15 protein-coding genes are annotated in these 19,122 nt (G+C 37.3%); 2 read left to right on the plus strand and 13 right to left on the minus strand.

The features are described from left to right. The first annotated feature begins 4 nt into the window (after positions 1-4). Positions 5-226: an EF-hand domain-containing protein gene (locus CWC18_RS13590; protein ID WP_119862538.1), complete on the plus strand. Its 222-nt coding sequence runs from the start codon at positions 5-7 to the stop codon at positions 224-226. 76 nt (positions 227-302) lie between these two features. Then, on the plus strand, positions 303-509 hold the full coding sequence (locus CWC18_RS13595) for an EF-hand domain-containing protein (RefSeq protein ID WP_138597768.1): 207 nt from the start codon (positions 303-305) through the stop codon (positions 507-509). A 71-nt stretch (positions 510-580) separates the two neighbouring features. Here the strand turns inward: CWC18_RS13595 and CWC18_RS13600 are convergent, their stop codons facing one another. The 13 genes from CWC18_RS13600 to CWC18_RS13660 form a co-directional block, all read right to left on the minus strand. Beyond that, positions 581-1,174: an outer membrane beta-barrel protein gene (locus tag CWC18_RS13600; RefSeq protein ID WP_138675461.1), complete on the minus strand. Its 594-nt coding sequence runs from the start codon at positions 1,172-1,174 to the stop codon at positions 581-583. A 213-nt stretch (positions 1,175-1,387) separates the two neighbouring features. After that, positions 1,388-3,400, minus strand: coding sequence for a YcaO-like family protein (locus CWC18_RS13605; RefSeq protein WP_138675462.1), 2,013 nt, complete (start codon positions 3,398-3,400; stop codon positions 1,388-1,390). A 7-nt stretch (positions 3,401-3,407) separates the two neighbouring features. After that, positions 3,408-5,222, minus strand: a complete 1,815-nt coding sequence (gene asnB, locus CWC18_RS13610) for an asparagine synthase (glutamine-hydrolyzing) (RefSeq protein WP_138675463.1) — start codon at positions 5,220-5,222, stop codon at positions 3,408-3,410. Between the two features lie 140 nt (positions 5,223-5,362). Further along, the gene (locus tag CWC18_RS13615; protein WP_138675464.1) at positions 5,363-7,204 is read right to left on the minus strand and encodes a YcaO-like family protein; all 1,842 of its coding nucleotides are present in this window, start codon (positions 7,202-7,204) and stop codon (positions 5,363-5,365) included. Next, positions 7,201-7,812, minus strand: coding sequence for a hypothetical protein (locus CWC18_RS13620; protein ID WP_138675465.1), 612 nt, complete (start codon positions 7,810-7,812; stop codon positions 7,201-7,203). The genes CWC18_RS13615 and CWC18_RS13620 overlap by 4 nt, the downstream gene beginning before the upstream one ends. 64 nt (positions 7,813-7,876) lie before the next feature. Beyond that, positions 7,877-8,632: a hypothetical protein gene (locus tag CWC18_RS13625; protein ID WP_138675466.1), complete on the minus strand. Its 756-nt coding sequence runs from the start codon at positions 8,630-8,632 to the stop codon at positions 7,877-7,879. A gap of 489 nt (positions 8,633-9,121) precedes the next feature. After that, positions 9,122-10,225 (minus strand): BMA_0021/BMA_0022 family TOMM bacteriocin, encoded by a 1,104-nt coding sequence (locus tag CWC18_RS13630; RefSeq protein ID WP_138675467.1) that lies wholly within the window; start codon positions 10,223-10,225, stop codon positions 9,122-9,124. 15 nt (positions 10,226-10,240) lie between these two features. Continuing rightward, positions 10,241-14,161 carry a TOMM system kinase/cyclase fusion protein gene (locus tag CWC18_RS13635; protein WP_138675468.1) on the minus strand — a complete coding sequence of 1,307 codons (3,921 nt, stop codon included), beginning with the start codon at positions 14,159-14,161 and terminating at the stop codon, positions 10,241-10,243. Positions 14,162-14,425: 264 nt separating this feature from the next. After that, positions 14,426-15,184, minus strand: a complete 759-nt coding sequence (locus CWC18_RS13640; protein ID WP_138675469.1) for a hypothetical protein — start codon at positions 15,182-15,184, stop codon at positions 14,426-14,428. Positions 15,185-15,440: 256 nt separating this feature from the next. Then, positions 15,441-15,716, minus strand: a complete 276-nt coding sequence (locus CWC18_RS13645; RefSeq protein ID WP_138675470.1) for a hypothetical protein — start codon at positions 15,714-15,716, stop codon at positions 15,441-15,443. After that, positions 15,709-16,074, minus strand: a complete 366-nt coding sequence (locus tag CWC18_RS13650) for a gamma-glutamylcyclotransferase family protein (protein ID WP_138675471.1) — start codon at positions 16,072-16,074, stop codon at positions 15,709-15,711. Before CWC18_RS13650 ends, CWC18_RS13645 begins: the two co-directional genes overlap by 8 nt. A gap of 65 nt (positions 16,075-16,139) precedes the next feature. After that, a complete protein-coding gene (locus CWC18_RS13655) occupies positions 16,140-18,287 on the minus strand; it encodes a DUF6351 family protein (RefSeq protein ID WP_138675472.1) in 2,148 nt (715 codons plus the stop codon). A gap of 119 nt (positions 18,288-18,406) precedes the next feature. Beyond that, a complete protein-coding gene (locus tag CWC18_RS13660) occupies positions 18,407-19,111 on the minus strand; it encodes a helix-turn-helix transcriptional regulator (protein ID WP_138591053.1) in 705 nt (234 codons plus the stop codon). Between the last annotated feature and the right edge of the window lie 11 nt (positions 19,112-19,122).

Here is a 19,122-nt window from a genome sequence, read left to right on the forward strand (position 1 = left end):
CAACATGAAATTGGTCCATGTATTTATGGCAACAAGCCTAACATTTATTAGTGCAATGAGTTTTGCATCGGGTTTGTCTTTTTCTGATTTAGACACTGATCATGATGGTGTAATAAGTGTTAAAGAAGCGAAGGCGAACACGTTACTCACTGAGCAATTTGCCAAGTTAGACGCTGATAAAGACAAGTTACTCAGCCGCAGTGAGTTTCTCAATTTTCAATTATAAGAAGTACAGCAAAGGCAATTAATGAGGCGCTATTCGTACTGAAAGAGGTGCCCTGACTTTATAAAAAGGAAAAGTAATGAAATTAATAAGCAGGCTTTTGGTTGTAGGCACACTGGCTGTAGCATATTCGGCAACAGCCGCAGATTTTGCAACGTTAGATACAGATAAAGATGGTTTTGTTAGCCAAAGTGAAGCAGCACAGTCAGCCTCGATAAGTAAGGTATTTGATTTGCTTGATAGCAATAAAGACGGAAAATTATCTGAGAAAGAGTTTCATCAATAAGTAGCTTCCCGTACTACTTGACGCGCAAAGCCTAAGTGAAAACTTAGGCTTTTTTCATTTATTCTGCTTAATTAGAATCGGTAAGTGACCGTTGCACTGACTTGAAATTGGTTTAACGTCTCGCCATCAAAGTGCCAACTACACATATTGGGTGTACTAGGATCGGTATCACAGATGACTTTAGACTTATTCTTTATAAGAGTTGCTAACCAGCGAGCCTCAGTACCAATACTTAAGTTATCCATTACTTGATACTCTAAGCCACCAAATAAGCCTGTGGCGAAGAAAGAATCGGCTTCTGCAAAGTTCGTATCAAGGCGATTTACACCCAGTTGCATGCCAATATATGCATCTAGGTCATCAGAAACGGGACGATATACGGCACTTTGAAACAGGAGGTATTCTGTTTTTATTTTATGTATCGTACTCTCCTCAAATTCACCTTCGTACTTACTATAGAAAAAACCATATTTGGTCTCATTCTCATGCCAGTCCACACTAAATCCGTAATGCGTGTCATCAGAAAACTCGTGTTTTTGTTGTCGAGTTGTGGTCACTGATTGGCTGTAAGTTTGCCCAGCGTATGCTGTAACACCAACCTCAGCTTGGCTTGTATGAGAGGTAAGTAACAGACCAACAATGCTGGCAAGCATAAGTTTATTCATGAAGTGTCCTTTTTGAAGATGCGAGTGAATAGATAATTTTGCGCACAGTATACGAAATTTACACTCCGATGACATTGAATAAAAGTAAGAATGTGTTGAGATCAACTACATGTCGTCAATACACAGGTTTCTATGCGTTAAAAATAAACCAGAGGAGCGGCGTGATTCTCTGGTTCACTTGAAATGGTTTTATCCATAATGCACATAAATGGGTTATATGTATAAACCTTGTTGATTGATGGTTTGCTCGTTTAGTGGCTCATCTAACCAACCTAACTTAACCGGTGTTTGGTAAAGACGCGCGTTACCTAGTTGTGGCCAGATATGGCATAGGCCAGGTACAAAAACTTTTGCTGTGTGTATTGGAATAGGGGGGCGAGTGTAATCAAGGGCTAATGTCTCTAAGTTTAGACACTTTAATTGTTCAACAACGGCTAAAATATCATCTTTTATATCGAGAGTCTCAGACAAAGCATATACCCCTCGTGGTGCTTGGTCATTAGCAAATAAGTAGCTTTGAAGCTCAATCGCATCAAAGTCAAATGGTGCGCCATTCTGGTTGCGAATAGGAATAAGTTGACATAACTCAGTTAGGGCTCGCTGGGCTGCCATTTCTGGTTTTAAGTGGCAACCAAATCCAAATATTAACCCCTTATTTTGTTTGTGGCGGCCAATTGCAGCCATAACCGGCACGCCTGTATCAACCGTTAAATCTAACACCCAGTAATCATGATCTTTATTTAAGGTTTGATGTAATGGGTTTAAATAATCAGGGTCTAATCGTGTTAAGTCAAAGCTAGGTCTTTCTAATTTGTTGTACCACCAAATAGCAGTGGCATCTCGTTCTATTAACTCAAATAGAGCTTGCAAAATGGCTTCTTCTAAATTGTTACCTGCGGCGCAACCATTGGAGTTCCATTTACCGTATATATCATCGTGAAAAGGCGTATTGGCAAAGCATAAAACAGAAGGTACGTAGACCGCTTCATCAGATGTCAACGACCAAACGAGTTGCCAATTAATTTTTTCATTATGGGAATATGGTACTGCCGCTTGTTTTCTTCGTGAGTCACTATGAGACTCATTCGAAAAGTTCTGGTATTGCGTGTCGCTATACGGGCTTATATCGTCAAAGCTGATATATCGATAAGGTAAGTCTTTCGCCTGTTTAGTAACGTATTGTTCATTGCCACAATACTGCGCATTTTTGCGTTCAATCGCTTCACATAGGGCACTGGCTTTAGATTGTTCTTCAGTAACACCTTTACCGAGTGATTTTTGTATGAAGTCAGCCCCTGATATTTTAGTTGGTACTTTTTTTGGAGATTTATAATAACCAGAACTGAATATTTTAACATTAGAGTAAGGATCAGATATTTCTTTTAATGGCAGCACGTAACCAAACTGTTGGTGAATAAAAGGCTTCAGCTTATTTATGGTTTGCTGAGCAAGGCATGTTCTTGAGCCACCGTCCTTACTATAAGTAATTTTTATGTTCCTCAGTGCTATTTTTGAAGGCCTATTATTTACTTTTTCAGGGAGGAGGAGTAGAGCGGAAAGTGAACAGGTTGAGCTTTTCTTCGAGTGTAATTCAATAACTAAAGCTTCTACTTCTGATAGTTTATTAATAGACTTCGCTAACTTTGAAGGCAAACTCGGGTAAGTAAGTAGTCGACTTTTACCAATTCCATAGTCGTTCATAAAGACATCGACAGGACGATTTCTGTTAAGTAAATTCTGATATAAAAGTAATTCCTCATTGGAGGCAATCAAAGGCGATACATAAACGCACTGCTTATAAATTTCTATAACTCTGGTTGGAAGTGTGAGGGTATTATTTTTTAATGCGTCTACTCTCTCTACTAATGTACACGGAGTTTCGAGGCTAGATATGGTTGAGTGCCAAGGTATGCTGTAGTGTTTGTTAAACGAGGATGAGCCGATCATGTTGCCGAAACATTGATAATCATTATCATGGGACTCGGCTGTACTTAGCCACTCACACTTTTTTAAATTTTCGACTTGATAATAGAATAGAGCAAGTTCATTAGGTGATGCGCATTTAATAATATCGTTTAAGTCTGTAAAGGCGCTGACATCACAGAGGTATGAGAATAAAGGGTAATTTTTTGCATCAAGAACAACTTCATTTGATTGACTATTAAGCAAGACATTATGTTGGCTATCTGAAAACAATTGAAAACATGGATTAAACTGTAATTTCATAATGAACCTATATTTTTAAATGAAAGTGTTTTTGAAGATATAGAATACTTAGCATGTGGCAAACAATAATATCTTCTGAAAAGGTGAGAGTTGTTTTGTTTTTTATCAAAGATGTGATGTAGTTAATTACTTTATGAATATCATATACGCCAAGCGTTACGTTATTACTGGCTACAGCATGAAGTTCATTGAGTAGCTGATACATTACGTTTTGCGCTAAATTAGGTGGCGCTAGAAATGGTATTTTTTGTTGCTCAATCTGAAATTCAGGAAAGTTTTTAGAATATACATCTCGGAGGATCCGCTTATTAACACCATTGTGGTATTTGAAGTTTGTAGGTAGGGAGTGAAGAAACTCAACTACCTTGTTGTCTAAGAATGGTTGTCTTCCTTCAATTGAATGTGCTAATTCTGTTTTGTCCCCGAGAGCCTGCAAATTATAATCTTGAAATACAGTATTATAATGAAGCCATTGGCTGTAACCTAGAGGAGATGTTATTAGTTCATCATCAGGTGCGATTAGGTGTGATTGATTGTGTGTGTAATAATATTCATCTAATCTTAGGGAGTTTAGAGTACTTGAAATGGAGAAAGTACTAGAAGCTGCGCTTGGCGTAAAGTTAAGCCTCTTTTCTAACCTAGCTTGCCCTTTGAAAAGTTCAACTTGATTGTGCTGATACTTCTGTGGAGTAGCGATATCATGTTGAAAAAAATTATATCCTAATAGCGATTCATCCGCACCTTCACCCGTTAAGGCAATTCTGAAACCTAACTTTTTTGTCTGCTTACTGAGTAAAAACTTTGCCGCGACGTTCATATTTGGGACAATAGATTCAGCATGATAAACGGCACTTTCAAAAGCGTTGATAAGATCTGATTGACTCAAAGATAAGGTATGATGTTGTATGCCTAACTGTTTGGCGAACTTTTCTGCCTTTGTGCTTTCATCTAAAGTGCTGTTTGTAAAGCCAATACTTATTGAAGATGTTTTTTTAGTTAGCCTACTTGCCATTGCACAGATATAAGACGAGTCAACTCCAGAGCTCAAGTAACACGCAAAGTTTTCATTAGGGAGCCTTTTACTCACGGCTCTTTTAAGTAAAGTATCAAATTGGTTAATCGCGGACTCGTAATCGATGTCTAATTTTTCAAATGTATCAGGATAAGAAGGTAGGATTTTGCAATAAGAGTAGATTTGAACTTCATTATTTTTGCATTCTAATATGTTCCCAGGGGGAAGACTATAGATATTTTTGACGAAGGTTTGCTCTGCTCCAACTAGAAATCTTTCTTTTGCCATTAAATAGTTTTTGTTCCAAACAGCAGGCACACCTGTGGCTAAAAGGGCTTTTATTTCAGATGCAGCGATGAATTTTTCATTACTTTGGTAGTAGTAAAGTGGTTTGCTACCGTTACGATCCCTCGCAAGATAAAGGCTTTTAGTTTTTCTATTATAAAGACAAAGGGAAAACTCGCCGTCTAGTTCAGATATAAAGTTTACTCCAAATTGCTCTATTCCACGAAGTGCAAACTCAGTATCCGATTTTGTTCTAAATTTTGTTTTTACGACATCCAATTCACTTTTATCGTTGTAAATCTCGCCATTAACTCCAATCACCCATGGTGTACACTCTGACAGCATGGGCTGAACAGCATCTAATCCACCATTTATAGCGAGTCGATTGTGTCCAATATAGGTTTGACTATCAGTATCAATATATGTGTTAGATTGATCTGGGCCTCTATGTTTTATTGAAGATAAACCATTAATAAGGTCGAATGAGTCAACTTTACTTAGCTGGGATACTAATATTCCACACATAACTATGAATTAGCCTTTTGTTATTCAGAGCCATATGAATATTAAGTTAGTTCATAGGGCTTTAATATCGTGTTGATTTTATTTATTAAATATGTTTTTAATTAATGCGCTCTGAGTAGTTTTTTCTTTTTACGCTGAATTTAAATAAGGAGTTCCACTTTATTAAAGTCATCTTCTTCTTTTTCTTTATCCAAAAATCCAATTTTTACTGGGACTTTATATAACCTTTCAGCTGAAAAGTATGGGAATAAATGACAAAGTCCAGGTGCGACAGCTTTGACAGCATGTAAAGGAAGCTCCTCTCTAGTTTGATCAACATAATAAAAATTTATTTCACATATTTTTAATTTATCATGTACTATATTTAATGCTTTAGATAAATGAATGTAATTATGTATCTCTGTTGTTTTATAGCTTGGTTTTGAACCAAATAAAAAGCTTTCAATCGGTATATTACTGAAAGAGAATGGTGATGTATTAATGTCTTTAATCTCTATTACCTGAATTAGCTCTGTTAAAGCCCTTTCCTTGGCAGTTGATATATTTAAATGGCAACCAAATGAAAGAACTACTTCTTTTTTTATTTTACTCATTGCAACGGCGGCGATAACTGGGATATTTATATCATTTGTTATATCGATGAGCCAATAGTCGAAAGACCCAGATATTTGAGTGTTAACTTGAGACAACAGTTTTTTACAAACATCAGAAGTGGAAGATTTTGGCATATTTAACTTATTATACCACCATATAGCCACAGCATCTCTCTCAATTAACTCTAATAAGGCTTGAAGAAGGGCTTCATCTAGACTGTTGCCACAGGCACCCCCATTATGAAAGTATTTAACATATTTTGAATCAAAAGGTGTATTTTTATAGATGAACTCCAAAGGTATCCAATACTCATTGTGATTTATATCTTTACATTTAGTCCAGGCGATCTTTTGGTTATCATATTCTAAAGTTTCATATATTGATTGATTGTAGTTAGACATCCTGCTTTTGAACTTTATATACTGCTTTATACTATACGGAGTTAACTTAGAAGGTAGTATTACTTTACCGTCTAGTTCTGTACCTTTTTTAAAGGTGTAAAAATCTCCTTCAACAAATAAAGATGAATACCGTTCGATAGCTTCACATAGAGAGCTTAGCTTTGACTGTTTATCACTAATGCCTTTTCCCATAGCAGTATAATAGAAGTTTTCTAACGCAAAACTTGATGGCTCTATAGGGTTTTCTGAGAATGTAGTAAAGTAGGTTTTGTTATTACCTGTCTCATTCTTATATTTATCATGGAATTTAACGAAGCCAAAAATGGGGTCTAATATGCTGTTTATTTGATCTAGAGTCTCATCTATAGTCCTTATTCTAGAACCGGCGTTGAAGTTTATTATCTTATCACTTGGTAAAGTTTTTCTTATTTGTTTTTCTTCATTTTTTTCTTCTTTTAGGGTGTTAATGTAACCCCACCCATAATTTCCCCTTCTTTTTAGGAGTGATAAAGATAAGTTACAAATTTCATTCTCAATACTTATCAATACTCCTTTATCGTGTAAGTATTTTCTGATGGGGTTGTTTTTTAGAGTCTTTAAATGAGCTCTTTTATATATATCTAAAGAGCTTTCATTCTTTGTTGGATAAATAAATTGAGGGTTTAACTTAGTTGGGTAGAGTATAATCGAATTCGGTGACTTAATTAACTCTTTCATGACTTCAGGAGATAAAAAGTCTTTAGTAATTATAACTTCTTTTTGGATGTCTATTGTAGAACTTTGGGAAGGTGGGGTTTTTGATAAAACCCCACCTTCCATTAATAGGTTTGTTATTTCTATGTTGTCACAGGTTAATTCATTGGTTTCTTTTTTTATGTCTAAATTCCCATCATGGAATGGGATTATAAACTCCTTGTTTTTTTTAATTATTATTAGTTTGTTTTTTATTTTAAATGCAAATGAATCTTTTTTAACGTAGTGTTTCATATGATTGGGGATTTCTGGAAGTTAGAAATTTCTTTTGTTAACCCGTAGTCAGGCTCGTTATTTAGGCTGCTATTCTCTTTTCTAATAAATACATTTAGTAGAATTTGATGTGAGCCAGTGTTATTTTCTTTGGTACCTCTGAGTACTTCAGGGTCCATGAATACCGCGTCACCAGCTGCTAAAAATACTTCTAAAAATTCATTATTATATTCACCATCTAATACTGGGTGAGGTTTTTTTTTGACGTTAATGTTAATAATGATATCTGTAATTGCAATAAAAACGGAATAATGAGATCCATTAATAAACTTCACATGGTCGCTATCTTTATATAAAGTTATTTCAGACATGTCTTTTTTTGAAGAGGGGATAGTTATTATAGAAGAAGCCCAAATTTGTAGTGTATTGCATTGAAATATTTTTGGTATATCAGGCTTTTTTATACTTTTTATTATTTTATAAGAAATAGGGCATGTATGGTGTATTTGATCCGCTTTTGCAACCCTATCTTTAATACTATCAAACCACCATAGTCTTAATGGAGTCCCATATTCCATAAATTGCTTATTTAAGTAATAATCTGCAATGTTTTTATCTATCAATTTCAAATTAATAAAGTTTTTACATATCGTATAATTCATTTTAGTTGGGGAGCAGAACTCCCCCTCCTATTCAGGTCGTAAACGGATAAATTTTTCCTAGCGCATCATAATCCATTAGTGCCATATTTGAGCTTTTTTCTGGAGCTGGTGGTAATTTCATTATGATAGTTGAAGATAAATTTAGATAAGCCGGGTTAGAACTAATATATTCATCCATTGTTTGAGAAACGATTGACTTTGCTTCATCAATAGATTTTGGTGTTGCTATTTCTTCGGTAGTGACAAACCATAAATTTCCTGATGGGTGTTTTACGACTAACCCAGTACTAGGGACAGATACCCAACCATTTACTGGAATATCATTCCAGACTTTAGTCTCATTTTTATATAAGTCATTACACTCGGATACCAGACTAAAAGATACAAAACCATCATTCTCGGTGTCTGCGATAACTGTTTTAGCATCTACTAAGTATGCTTTAAAACGTCCAGAAGCAAGATTACTTTTACTATAAGAAACCTTTTTCTCAGTTTTTTCAATAGTAAATGAAATATCATCGTCTCTATTTGCATCGATAACTCTTATATCGACGCCTGCTGGTGGAACATAATTAAATTTAGCAAGTACGTCCAGTGGTTTCTCTAGTAATAGGGATTTGTTTTCCTGAGATTCCCATGCATAAGCGACAGCTCTTCCCCAAGCATGGCTCCATGATTCGTGAGCAGCAGTTCCATCGAGAAGGGCTTCGTCAAATAGTACTTGTAAAGTATGAGAAAACGAGCCGAACTCGGTGCTATTAAACCTTACATTATTTAAATTACGCATCGTTATTATCCTTTAATTTATGAGTTTACGTCATTTTATACCATATATTTCAACCCGTGCCTATAACAGTCACAATTATACAAAGTTCACAGAGTGGGCTTTGTATAGCTTACACCTGCTGAGACGGCAGTAGTCAAGATAAGCTATAGAAGTTTGTTTGATAAACTAATTATAAAAATCGATCTTACAGCTGTACTTCTTAGTTGAATCCTCGTTATTTATTGGGTTAATTTGTAATTCATCACAAGGAAGGTTTTTCGTACTTGGTAATGGAATGATCTCCAATGGCGAACATTCGTTACTATGTGGATACTTACTAATAAATTAATATATTACATCTCGTGAAGTTACAGATAACACCTAAGCTGTTCAGTAAGTTGCTGATCGTGGCTGGATTACAAGCAGATCAGGGCTTAACTAAAAGGTAATTTTATGTAATTAATAGTTCTGAGGGCCTAAATTGAGCCCACAGAACTTAAATGGAATGCGCTAGCAGGTAAATGGAAAACCAGATCCATCATTGTTATATCTAGTCAATGCTACTGGTTGAGCATCTTTACTATCAGGGGCTTCTGGTAACGACAAAACTATACCAAGTGAGGTTTTTTGAATCTGACTATAATTTCCAGCAATCTCTTGACACCATACCCATTGATCTAAAGGTATTGTATTACTTTCGATTGAGATACTTTCTATTTCATCTTTAGAAATTGAATGACTTTCAGAAAATAAGTAGTCATCAAAAGAGGTAACTAACTCGTTAAGTTGAAGGTTATAATTTTCATTGTTTAATTTGAAAGCTACTTTACAGTGATGTTGAGTTCCACCTTTAAGGGTAACTGTAGCTGAAAAAGTTCTAGCATAATGTGCGTTATCATCTTCCTTAACAACTAAATCTACATCCCAAGGATAATCATAATTTAACCATTCTTTTAACAAAACCGCAGCAGTGCCGATAGGCTGTTCTTCAGTCAATTCTGATGTGATAAATTTTTCTTTAAAAACTTTATTTGACCAAGCTAATGATAACGCTGAAAGCATTACCCCACCAAAGTTAGTGAAATCTACATCACTATTTCCTAAATTATAGCTTGATTCGGGAATACGCATGAAGTTTACAGGGTAATCTCCCGCACCTTCAGAAATATGTTCATTTACAGGTGTGTTATTAGTTTGTTGTGTTGATAAGTTATCAAGGCTATCTAAAAAAGTATTTAATTGAGTTAAATCTTGATGAAGATCTTTCTCGCATTTTTGCTCTAGTAACCAAGTGTTTTTTAGATAATAATCAGAGATAGCATCAACTGGGTGTGGAATATCAGGTAGTTTAGGTACGTATACAAGGAATCTGTCAAATGATAATGCACTTGTCATGTATACACCGCGTAAAGAGTTATAGAATGGGCCTTCACATTTATCGTTGATAGTAAAGGTGATGTTCCAAGGGCAATTATACTCAAAATATTCTTTAAAAATATTTAAAGCATTATTCTCAGCACAAAGTTTTTGCCTAAAATCGTCATTATTCCAAGCTTTTGCAATTGCTCTCATATATACAGAGCGAAACTCAAGCAGTTGTTTTGTTAATTCCATTTTATCTCCTAATGTTTAGTTTAAACTATCTATCTTAATCTTGTATGTATCTTTAGTTTTCATTAATTTAGCCTGCTGTAAAAGTGAGGTTTCAGCAGGGTAAGAGTTAATTTCCAGTAAATTAGCCATTTTTAAAAGGGCTGGAATGTATTCTTTTTCGCCCAATTCTACAGCATGAGACAAGCATGCATTAATGATTTCTTGAGCCTTGGCAAATCTTTTAGTGTGGAAGCATGTCTCAGCAGCTAAAGACGAATAGTAGCTATTTAGTAAATGACAATTGTATTTTTTTAACTCTCTCGATAGGAGTACTTGACCTTCAATTTCATTGTCATTTATCGCCCATTTGTGTATTAAAATAGCGAATGCTTCATAAGCAGGTAAAGTGTATTTTTTACAAAGCTTTAAAAGAGTACTACTTGAACACAGTGCTAACTTTCTATTTGAAAGAATATGATGAACTTTTGATTCAAAAAGTAGTGCAAGGCCTAACGTGGGTATATGGTTAATTGATTCGGACCATTGGATAGATTCTTTAGCTAATTTTATTGAGCAATCTTTGTTCCCTAAAATGGCTTCACTAAATGCTAGTGAAGCCAAAGACCAACCTTTAGCATCTATACCAAAAATATTTAAATCAAAAATTTCTTCTTTTTCGTAATGGAACAGTGACTTTCTCAATGTATCATTTGCTAAATCAAATTTGCCCTCTATGTTTAGTAGTTGCCCTTCAAGACAGAAGAGAGAAGCGGCCAAATTATGATTTTCAATCGTTTCAATTTGCGACTTTAGAACAATAATGTCTTCTCTCATTTCTTGGTAAGCACCAGAAACGTAATTATGAGTGGCAGAAGCCCAAAAAATCGCCAACAAATTACTGAGATTGGAATCGTTAGTCAATAATGCTTTACATTCTGATATTTTTTTTCTTACGTTTATTCCGGCCCAGCCCTCAGTCATCATAAGCGCTTTAATTAAAAAATTGTTAATCTCAAGCTTTTTATCTTTATCAAGTAAAGTGTTCGAAGACTCAAAGTAAACAAAAAGTTCATTTGCTACATTTATAGCCACCTCATTGGAAGTAATCAATATAGAATGTGATATTACTTTTTTGGCATATTTATAAACGCTTCCTGAATTATCTGTAAATTTAATATGATGATAAAGCTTTTGGTTTAACTCGTGTTCAGGTAGATTTTGTAATTGTAAAAGGCTATCGAATACCTTTTGGTGTATTTTACTTATGACTGAGCTTTGAACACTCTCATAAGCCGCATCTCTCACTAAAGCATGTTTAAATATGTAGGTTTCGTTATTTACACTTCGCTTTTGTATAATTAAATCATTGGCTATCAGCTCATTCAGATCATTCTGAATTTGATTTTCACTTAATGATGACGCACTAATAAGCAACTCATATTCGAACTCACGTCCGATTGTCGCCGCAAGCTGGGCGGTTTCTTTGGCATGAATGAGGCTATCGAGTTTTTGCTGGAGTGATTCACGTAAACTGCTGGGAACTTGATCTAGTTTGTCTGGGCTTACAAAGTTAATTTCACCTTCAACGAGACCGACCAAGGTTTTTTGCTTTAACATACCAACAAGTTCTTCGATAAATAATGGAATACCATCTGTTCTGCTGGTGAGTATGTCGAGTACATTACGTGAAACTGGCTGATCATCAAATAGCCTAATGATAAAGTCTTCAGTGGCTTGTGCCGTTAACTTATTAAGGTTCACCTCCATTAACGTGAGATCTTTTAGCGATGTGGGCACTTGCTGTCGAGATGTGCTGATCAACACGCTTCCCGAGTTTAGTTGTCCTGCAAAGTGCTGAATAAACTCTATTGTCGTGGTATCTGCCCAGTGGATATCTTCGATAATATATAGTTTATTTTCACTAATACTATAATGTTTGCTCAGTAGTAATGCTGTTAAACTACTAAATAGTAATGCTTTTTGTTGATCTGGCGCGAGTGTCGATGCCGGTATGTTTTCTGGTAGTTCTATGTTTAACCAAATCAGTAATATTGGTAGAGCTTGCTCTATTGCAATACTGCTGTCTTGTTGGGTTATTATATCGCTGAATAGGCTAACAGCGCTTGATGCATCCAGTTTTGTTGTACTGAATAAATAGCGAATAAGTGTGAGTACAGGATAAAGTGCATTGTTTTGATGCTCGGGCAAACACTGCGCAACCAAGTGCTGGTATTGGCCTGCATGACTTCGTATTTCTTGTAGTAAACGAGATTTACCAATGCCTGCCTCACCATGGATATGGGTTAAATGGCTATGGGTATTTTCGCCCTTTATAACAGACAGGGTTTTATCTAGCTCTTTTTCTCGGCCAATTAATTCGTGATTGTTGCGAGTACCACGCATAAAGCCAAACGCTTCAACTTGCCTTTCGCCTTTTAAGCTATAGACTGTTGCTGGTGAACCTGGTTGTTGTAAATTTGGTAACTCAGTGCCTTCAAATTCACTGTAAGGTTCTAAAATAGCGCGAGAATCGCCACTACAGAGTATTTGTTTCGGTTTAGCGCAGCGTGCGAGCTCCATCGCTGTATTGGTAATATGGCCTTCAGGGATGGTATTGGCATAGGTGACGAATACACCCGTGTGTAACCCTATATGTATATTAAAAGAAATGCCATGTACCTCTTGCATTAACGCATCTCTTTTTGACATTTCACTCATTATTTCTAATGCGGTACGAGCTGATAAACGTGTATCGTTATCACTGGCAACAGGAAAGCCGAAATAAAATAGTAGCATGTCACCGAGTGTGCCTACATGGTAGGCGTTAAAACGCGTGGCAATATCAACACACTGGTTTAACTGTGCTTTGTTCAGCGCATCGATAACGTCTAGGTCTTTGGTGTTTGTGCTGACTTCAGTGATACTGATTTTTAACGCTAACACCGTAATTTGTTTGCGTTCTGTGAGTAGGGTGTGGTTAGCACTGCTGTTCTCTTGTGCATCTTTACGCAGAACAACGGTTTCGTCATCAAATCCGTGTTGTGCTTCGCCTTTGGTGAGAATACCTACGAGATTGGCCACATTAATACTATTGAGTTCATTAAAGCTCTCTTGTGAGGTGATCACGCGCTCAATCGCATTTTTCTTAAGTATTCTTCTGAGTAGAGAGGCAAGTGGGTGACCAAGTAGTGGAGCAGGCAAAGGTACATTTACATCACTCAACTGCTTATGATAAATCGACGCAATGCTTGAACCAGTAATAGCGGGTAGACCCGTTAAACACTCTAAGTAAACAAGACCCCAAACATATAAATCTGTTTTTGTTGTTGCCGGTTCGCCACGTAATTGTTCAGGGGCACTATATGAAGGTGTGCCTAACGTCTCTTGAGTGAGCGTAAGTGTATTGAAATCGGGCTGGCGATGTTCAGATACTAAGGTGCCAATACCAAAGTCGAGTATTTTGGCATAAGTTTTAGCGCCAGATTTTGTCAGCATAATATTGGCTGGCTTTATGTCACGGTGAATGATCCCTCTGCTATGGGCGTGAATTAAGGCGTCTAACACTTGCAGCATAACATCAGTGGCATCTATCGCATTGAGTGCACCTTCTTGTGTGAGGTGTTGGCGCAGCGAAATACCATCAACGTATTCAAACACGCCAAAAAGGAGGTGAGCGTCTATCTGACCTTTGTCGAGTAATCGTACAATATGCGGGTGTTGTAATTGGCTACTTAATTGTGTTTCACGTTTAAAACGTTCTATATAGCGCTGCTTTTTTTGTTCTTCTAAATGCGGTTCTAGCGCTAAGAATTTTATTGCAACAAATTGATCTGTGTTTTTATGTTTGGCTTTAAATACTTTACCAAAACCACCTTCACCAATTTTATGAATGAGTTCGTAGTGGGCACTATCAAAGCGATCAGTAATATACTGATCTGAAAATTGTGTGAGCGACATAAGCTTTTTAAATCCAATAGTATGTTTGTAACCATATCCTTTGTATAACGTCCTGGTTACGTTTGTATTTTTATGATTTGTGTTAACACAGCGTTCGCGCCCATCCTTGCGTTCGTTACACAAATTTACTTTTATAGATTAGCTTATCGGTCAGGGGGAAGGAATCTTTAATTTATGAATTATATATGATTTTTTTTAATTGATAATTTAATGAAGATGATTAAAGGAAGGGTGAACATAAGGTGTACACCCTAAAGTATTGGCTTATTTTAATGTTATAATGAGATTTTCTAATCTTCTTTCTTGGGTGGCAAAAGTACGGCTATTGTTGACGTAGGCTGGGTCAATTTGACCGTGTCGCAAGCGTTGTAATAATAATGATCCATTACAGTCATGATCTGTATTTACCTGAACATCTTTGTACAATTCAATATTTGATAAATTTATGGTGAAATCACCATCGTCAGATACATTATCAAAGGTAGTTGTTGAGGACACTTTGTCTCCATCATTTTTTGTACATTCTGTATGAAATTTAATACTGAACTGATCATTTGCACCACTTTTAGTCCATTCAACATCTAAAGACGCGTCTTTGTTATAAAGTTGACCTGCTTGTGGCGCGAGAATTTGATACTGAGGAGGTAAAGTGAGCGTGTTGGTTAAGACCTTATTCTCACTGACGCGGTTGAGTTGTACTAAGAACTCGCTTTCACCGACTGCGACATCAAAAATTGCACGGTAATCTATATCAAACGCATCACTGTCATCTTCTTCTAATACTTTAACCGTTGAACCAACCGTTGCGCGAAGCTCATCGCCGTTGGTTAACTTTAAATTATTACCATTTCTTCCTGATACATTTAGCTCTGCAATAACTCGGCTATTTTGGCCGTTTGATGTTATATAAATATCAGACCAAATGGCTTCTGTTTTTACAGCCGCTGACTCGGTTGTTTCTGAGGAGCACGCAGTGAGTAGGCTTACAGCAAGGGTTAATGATGTATATTTGAGTAGGTGCATTTTCGTCCCTGTGATTAATTTATTTATGAGGCTTTTCTGATTTTATAGCGACTATTCTACCTTTTGACGAGATGGTATTTAAAGGGTTTTTACAAAAAAGTACACATTATAAGATTTATTCACAATTGAACATGGGGTAATTGTAAAGGCATTATAAGGGAGCCTGTTCATTAGGCCTGATTTCTTATAATAAATGCGGCCAGTATGGTTAGCCGCAGTACTAATTAGTAAAGTATAAGGTAATAGATAGAAGTGTTTAATCTGATATCACAGTCATGATCAAATCATGTGGCTTGAGTGCTAATTGCAGTGTTTTTATTTCATGATTAATAACTGATAATGCTTGCTTAAGTTGTTGCCCAGTAAACGCTGTGGTGCAAAATACCTCAACTTTGAGTGTTTGTTTGAGTTTGTTCAGTTGTCCGTGGTGCGTTAGGTATTCAAAAGCATCATTGTGTAGTTTGAGTTCTTCACAGGCATTTGTTAGTTGCTTTATGAGTAATTGCTCCGTCTTCTTTTCAGTTTTAGTCATTATTTTTCTCTTTCTCTTTCCCTTTCTCTGTAGCGGCGTAAATCCAGCAAGTATTACCTGATTTTAAAGAAGCTGAAACTCTCGTATATGCATCAACCTCGTATGTATCAGCTTGAGACAGTTCCGTTGCTGAAATTAAGAAAACGGTACCGGTAACTTCGTCTTGCTCATTACCTGTATATTTCAAAATCGGGTGATGTGTTTTACCGCTACTGGCAATCACTTTGGCATCAGTGATTTCAATTTCACCTACCTGATAGCCCAGTAAAGTATCGCTTTGCCCTTCAAGTAATCGACCAAACGTGTCAAGTTGCACTTGCTTTTGCTGTAGAGTGCCGTATGAAAATAGTGCTTCCACAAATGTTTCCTTTATAGGTAAGTGATTGCGCTTTACAATAGCAGAATATTGAAAAGCGCGGCAACTTAAATGTCTAAAGGCCTACCTAAATCTCGCCCATGATAATCGCACACACCATCTGGGAATGTGGCACGGAGTTGGGTGATCATCTCTTCCGTTAGTTTTATGGTGCCATAAATGCCTTTATTCAGCGCGGTATCTATGGTCATTAAGTCGCACTTGAACATATCTCCTGCCCATGGCGCGCCAGATTCAATGCGGCTGGTACTAAACATTGGAAAGCGTGATTGGCATGCACCGTCTGCTTGGTTGTTCCATTTGCCATTGAATACATCTTTGCCTGCGGCAAAAATATCCCCATTTTTGTCAAAGCATGTATCTTTTAGCTCGCTGGGCTTAGCTTGTAATACGTCAGTTGGGCTGCCATCAGATAGCGCTAACAGCCATTTATCCATCATTGCAAATGCCGCTAGAGTCGGATCATGATCTTTGTGAGCAACCCAAATCACGTGATTCTTAGTGTGCCCCTGTGACTTCTCAATACGCAGGCGACTATAAAAGGATGCAGACATATGATGCATATCTAACTCATTTTCTAAATAGTGGCGTGCATCAATAATGGGCAGAGTGACTTTGCCGATAAAGACTTGTCCGGAGCGGTAGGCCGCCTCCATGGCAGTAATACTTCCTTGATGGCGTGGTGCTGGCGTTTCTGATGGTGTGGTAATGTTTTCGTTGCCCCATAATGATAGCCATAGCGGAATGTTAGTGCCGAAGGGGGTAACAATTTGTTCTTGCTGCATGGCTTGTTGAGGTTTCCAGCTACCAATATTGTGGTTGATATCTATAAACTCAGAAAACGAGATTTCATTGTTGTTGAATGCGTTTAAGCCGTATTGTACACCGACGTTATCCCATGTACTCAGCCCGAGTCCTGCGGCGTCTTTACCTAGAATGTGTTGCATGTCTTGCCAATAGCTCCATTGCGTTTTTTCAACGACGGGTTCAGAGAAGAATGCACGTAAAAACCCCTGTCTGGGATTATTAATAAAGGCTGATAAACCAAAATAACCATTAATGCATTCGCTATTCCCTTCGGGCAGCGTTGGAACAAACCCTGCCATTAACTGATTGATAGGCTGCAAAAACCCAGCTCGTTGTGGAAAGTCATTAATGGCATTCATACCTTCAATGAGGCGGCGTCGATCCCAATTTCTCCATGCCTTTTTATCGTTAGCTCGAAACGTAAAGTAATTATTCAGTAAGTCACAATCTAATGCATAGGTGGTTTGTGTGATCATATCTGGGTAACTGTACAACGGCAGTAACCCATCTAAAATCCCAGTGCTGTTTTGGGCAATAAGGTATTGCGCTAAACCGCCGCCAGAGCCGCCAACCCCAACGGTGTATAGCGGCTCTCCATAAAGGCTAGTAAACTGTTTTTTGACACGCCTTGCGGTGTCTTCAGCGAGCAACATGTTGTAGGTATAGCTGGTTTTATTACCGCTTGAACTTATTACCGCGTAACCATCAAGTAACTGTTGTGCTTGACGTTTCATTACTTTCCATGCGGTTTGACGGCCTTGTCTATAACCAATGCCTGAGCCACCATTAAATTGATAAATAAGTCGCTTGTTCCACAAAGACGTTTTGCTGCGATGCTGCGCTTCATGAGGGGCAATTGGAACAACCATGGTGTAAATAAAGCGGTTAATGGTGCCTCGCTCTACTCGAAATAACGGGCCTTTGAAGGTGGCTATATCTTCATTGTCTGATAGTTTACGAGCAGAGAGTGAATCATCAATTGTATAATATTCTAGTCGTGTTTTTACGCCACAATCTTTGCTATAGCCGAGTAAAACCCCATTATCGTCATACACTGTCACACCTTCAGCGTTTTTATTATCGACTTCAGGCAGTCCGAGTCCAGAATCTACAGACATACAAAAGAAAGGGTACTGATTGGGGCCTGAATACAGGTTGGTATTTGGTCCTACCTCACCCAATGGAATGGGGAACGAGTACGTTTCTGGCGGACGCTGAGTGTGGGATATATGCGGGTGAAAATTCAATATCGGGTTACTTTTAGCTGTTGCAATTGCTTTCACTTGACGTGAGCTGTAAGGGTCGTTAGTACCCAAAAAAAGCCATCCTAATGCTATGATAAGAATAGTAAAAAAGCTTCCTGCCAACCATTTTATGTATGTTTTCATGCATCACCAAACTGGTTAACCGTCATACTATTAAGTGTAGGCGGTACACTCATGATGTGTTGTTATTACTTTGTAAAAATCATATAAACATATGAGTATATTAAAATTATAGGGTAGTGTTATTTATTGTTTGAACAATTTGCGTATTTTGCTGTAACAAGTGCAACATAGTGAGACAAACTTTTTTCACTATGTTGTTCGAAATAAATGTCAAGTGTGCATGCTGACTGTATTCGGTCGATTCTAAATTCTCGGTAATCTAATCTCAGTAGGCAAAATGCAACGAGAGTCCATTTACCACCCCAATATACCAAACCGAGTGGTTCGACCTGACGTTGTGTTGCAGTGTGATTAACATCGCAATAGCTTAGTTGAAGGCATTGTTTGCCTTCAATTGCTTGACGACATTGCTTATTAAGTTGCTGCTGCTTTTCATTATGGCTAAAACTAGAGACTAAGTAAGGGGAGCTATCTTGAGATTGCTTTAAATGATCTGGCAAAACAGCTTCTATTTTGGCCATGGCTGAGCGGGCATGTTCACTTAACGTTGGATCTGTCCATGCGCCAACCATTTTACTGCCGAGCAGCAAAGCGCTTAACTCCTCAACATTAAACATCATGGGGGGTAACGCGTGATCGGCAATCAGGTAGCCAATGCCAGCTTCCCCCTCGATGGGCACCCCAGAGCATTGCAAATGCTGAACATCTCGGTAGATAGTGCGTTCTGATACACAAAAATGAGCCGCTAATTGTTGTGCGGTCATGGCAAAACGCCTGCCTTTTAAAACGTTTACCAATTGAAAAAGTCGCTCAGATTTGTGCACAGTGATCCTCT

This window comes from Pseudoalteromonas aurantia (assembly GCF_005886875.1).
GTDB classification, from domain to species: domain Bacteria; phylum Pseudomonadota; class Gammaproteobacteria; order Enterobacterales; family Alteromonadaceae; genus Pseudoalteromonas; species Pseudoalteromonas aurantia_A.